3 protein-coding genes are annotated in these 2,952 nt (G+C 52.7%); 2 read left to right on the plus strand and 1 reads right to left on the minus strand.

Annotated features, from left to right (window positions below):
• Positions 1-215 precede the first annotated feature (215 nt).
• Together ACOCD2_RS15555 and ACOCD2_RS15560 are read left to right on the plus strand one after the other, a co-directional pair.
• Positions 216-1,133 (plus strand): 7TM diverse intracellular signaling domain-containing protein, encoded by a 918-nt coding sequence (locus ACOCD2_RS15555; protein ID WP_293649302.1) that lies wholly within the window; start codon positions 216-218, stop codon positions 1,131-1,133.
• A gap of 30 nt (positions 1,134-1,163) precedes the next feature.
• On the plus strand, positions 1,164-2,267 hold the full coding sequence (locus tag ACOCD2_RS15560; RefSeq protein WP_293649299.1) for a GGDEF domain-containing protein: 1,104 nt from the start codon (positions 1,164-1,166) through the stop codon (positions 2,265-2,267).
• A gap of 39 nt (positions 2,268-2,306) precedes the next feature.
• Here ACOCD2_RS15560 and rpsT read toward each other — a convergent pair whose 3' ends face one another.
• Positions 2,307-2,567 carry a 30S ribosomal protein S20 gene (rpsT, locus tag ACOCD2_RS15565; protein WP_293649297.1) on the minus strand — a complete coding sequence of 87 codons (261 nt, stop codon included), beginning with the start codon at positions 2,565-2,567 and terminating at the stop codon, positions 2,307-2,309.
• Positions 2,568-2,952 lie beyond the last annotated feature (385 nt).

The raw sequence follows: 2,952 nt of genomic DNA on the forward strand, positions 1-2,952 counted from the left end.
AGTTGTTGCGTAGTGCTGGGTGACCAGGACGGCTGGGGCACCAATAGGTTGTCAAAGGCCGAGTCGATTTTGGGGACTGGGATGTCCCAAAATCTATCACGAGGCCGAAGACACGCTTGTTGCCCTGAACCCCCATGTTCGATACCTTTTACATGAAGTGAACAATAACGCCGGCCGTCAGAGCCGGTCTATGCGCTGAAAACCGGAAACAGGGAATGACATTGAATCTACGCGCAGCATGGCTGCTGTTTTTTCTATTTTTCATGCAGGCGTCAATTGCGGACAGTCATCAGCAATTGCCGCTTTCCTATGCGCCGCTCAATAGTGCATTCGAGCCGCAACAGGCTGCCAGCCTGGAATTTCACCGCTATATATCCGGATTCCGGCTGCCTTTTGCGCAGAATCCGCACGGTATCGTATTGCGAATGGAAATGCCGGCACTGGCGGAATCCCCGGGAGACTACAACCTGGTGCTTCACCCGCAGTACCTGGCGGAAGCTACTCTGTGGCTGAAGCAACAGGGCGACCCGCGATGGATCAGTGAAAAGCGTGGCCGCCTGCTGCCGGGAAAGCCTTCCTATTATTCTCCCCAGACCCTGGTCTACGAGCTGCCGGTCGTCAATCTGGTGTTCTTCGCCTATATACGGGAACTGCCATTTTTATATTACAGCATCTACATGTTACTGGCAGTGCTGGCGCTGATCTGGCAGGACGGGTGGATTGGAGAGATGCTGTATCTGCCGGATACAGTCATCGTCAATCGCTGGCTGCATTTTTTCAGCATGCTTCCTGCCGTGTTTTTCTACCAGTTCTACCGTTCCTTTCTTGGCCTGGACAGGAAGACGCTGGGTGGCAAGCTGATGCTGGGCTTTCAGTTCGGTTTCGTGATCATCCTGGTGCTTTCTCAGGCAGACAGCTACTGGTCAGATACCTATATGCGAAACCTGTGGGTCATGCTGTTCAACGGGCTGCTGGCGCTGGGTGCGCTTGCCATTTTCGTGCTGACCCTGCGCTACTGGATCATGGGGGTGAAGACAGCTGGCTATCTGTTCATCGCCAACCTGCTGCTCATCGTGGCGACGCTGGTTCGGATCTACTATGCCTTCACCTTTTCTCTGGAGAACGCCTACTAGCAGACCCATGCTTTTGAAATTGCACTGGCTGTGGATGCCCTGATACTGACCCTGGCGTTGGCCAGCCGGACGCTGAGTGCCCTGAAAGAGAGGGATCAGGCCAAGGTGGATCTGGTTCGGGCAGATACGGCCTACCAGCGTGAACAGTTGCTGGCGGATTTCGTGCGCAAGCTGCAGTCGGTGATAACGGACGACGAAAACGTGGATGTGTCACGGGAAATGGACGGGCTGTTTTTCGAGAGTATCAACCGCATCATCCATGTCGTGGAAGTCATGGTGCTCACCATGAATGGGGGCAAGGCACAGTATCGTTGCCTGGGCCGCAACAAGGTCATGGGTCGGCTGTTCATGCAGGTTTTCAATCAGCAGATGCCACAATTCATGAAGGACTGTCGCAGCGGGCTGATCACCCGACGGAACATACGTGGATTTCCCGATGCCCGTGAACGCTATCAGTACCTGCTCGTTCCCGTGAAGACCCGTGAGGAAATGGATTTTTGCTTGCTGCTGCTCATACCTCAGGAACAGTACCTCGACAGAGATATGGTATCCGGCCTGCGGGAATTTGTAGAGAAAGCCGTGCATGCCAGGATGGATGCGGAAAACATGGAGCAGCTGCATTACTCTGCGCGCTACGATGACCTGACCGGTGTACTGAATCGTGCTTCCATGGAGAGCCGTGTTGCCAGGTTGCTGACACAATGCGCTGAAGGAGGGAAGGGCCTGGCTCTGGCATTCGTGGACGTGGATCATTTCAAGAAGCTGAATGATGGGATGGGCCACGACTTTGGCGATCTGTGCCTGAAGATGCTGTGCAGAATCATGCAGCAGGTGTTGCCCAAGGGCGGGCAGATCGGACGCTTCGGTGGAGACGAATTTCTGGTGTTGTTCCCGGGGCTGGACTACGGAGAAGCCAGTCAGCTGATGGAAAAACTGAATCCGGCGCTGGCCGTGGCATCAAAAAGGGAAAAGACGGTTCTGTCGGTGAGTATCGGTATCGCAGACTGCCTGTCCGGGCAGCGGATCACCATGGCAGAGCTGTTCAAGCAGGCAGATATGTCATTGTATGCGGCAAAGGCGGCTGGTCGCGCGCAGGTGGGTCCCCGGGTCGCAAAAGCAAAAACCGGCAAATAAGCCGGTTTCTGATGATGCTTTCAGAGATGCAAGGTCCGTTTACATGGCCTTGATATGCGCATTCATACGGCTCTTGTGGCGGGCTGCCTTGTTCTTGTGGATGATTCCCTTGCTGACCGCGTTGTCGAGAACAGGTACCGCTGCCTTGTATGCAGCACTGGCGGTTTCCTTGTCGCCGGCTTCGATGGCATAAACGACTTTCTTGATATGTGTGCGCAACATGCTGCGACGGGCCGCATTATGTGAACGGCGTTTTTCCGCCTGACGGGCGCGCTTGCGTGCTTGCAGTGAATTGGCCACCTTGTACTCCTGAAATCTTGAGGTTGTTCAGTAAAAAGACGCGAGATTATGTCCTTTGATTTCTTCCGTGTCAAGGAAAATAAACAAGAAAAAACATTGTTATACACAAGCCGCATGCATGTCATGTCCTCAAGGCGAGTTTAGGGAAAATGCCGTATGTTGGTTATTACATATGCTATGTAACCCATTGTATATTAATGATTAAGATGTAATTGAGCAAAAAATGGTCAATTTGTTCCTCAAGCGCTGTAAAAGGGAAAAAAGGATGCTTTGCGCATCTTTCTCACAGAGTTATCCACAAGTTGTGTGGAAAACTCCATTTTATTCGTGCCGGGAAACCAGTGAATCGATATCATGCATCAGACTGATGAGAGCAGTCACCGTT

The organism is Thiolapillus sp. (genome assembly GCF_048562965.1).
In the GTDB taxonomy this organism is placed as follows: Bacteria; Pseudomonadota; Gammaproteobacteria; order Chromatiales; family Chromatiaceae; genus Thiolapillus; species Thiolapillus brandeum_A.

Bases quoted from the DNA above. Each gene is read 5' to 3' on its own strand.
- ACOCD2_RS15555 (WP_293649302.1), top strand. From the start codon at position 216: ATGACATTGAATCTACGCGCAGCATGGCTGCTGTTTTTTCTATTTTTC.